At 57.1% G+C, this 674-nt stretch carries 1 protein-coding gene; it reads left to right on the forward strand.

All coding sequences use genetic code 11. The features are described 5' to 3' along the window. A partial coding sequence (locus AC1D1X_RS25085) for a Crp/Fnr family transcriptional regulator (RefSeq protein ID WP_477699602.1) occupies window positions 1-604 on the forward strand: 604 nt, incomplete at its 5' end. Between the last annotated feature and the right edge of the window lie 70 nt (window positions 605-674).

Genomic DNA, 674 nt, shown 5'->3' on the forward strand with positions numbered 1-674 from the left:
CACGCTCGCACAGCGTGGACTGGTGCGAACTAAACACAAAAAATCAGTAGTCATCAACGAAGGGGAAATCGGCGACAACCTGTTTGTTCTGCTCAAGGGCAGTGTCAAGGTGTTCGCCATGGACGAAAGCGGCCGGGAAATCACCTACGGCAGGATTCATTCGGGCGACTATTTTGGGGAAATGTCGCTGGACGGCGGACCCCGTTCGGCTTCAGTTATTACCCTTGAGCCTTGCACCTGTGCGGTGCTCAGTCGTACCGATGTGAGCGAACACTTGGGTGATGAGCCAGGATTCGCRATCAATCTCGTGGTTCAGGTGATTCGCAGGGCGCGTGCTGCTACAGAAGCGGCGCGCAACATGGCGCTGCTCGATGTGTACGGACGGCTGATTGCCGTGCTTGAAGGACATGGYGATGCGGTGGAGCGCGACCCTGCCAATGAGGCTGTCACTCTTGAATCAATCACCCATCAGGAGATTGCCAGCCGCGTCGGCGCCTCCCGCGAAATGGTCAGCCGCCTCTTAAAGGACCTGGAAAAAGGCGGGTACATCGAAATGGGCACCAAACGCATCACGCTGCTCAAAAAGCTGCCGAGCCGTTGGTGAGTCCTTACCGAGAGCCTAGCGTTCGTTAAAAATCCGGCGAGCCTCTTGCGGCGACGCATCGCTCGTACCC

The sequence above is a fragment of the Polaromonas sp. P1_G4 genome (assembly GCF_056405475.1).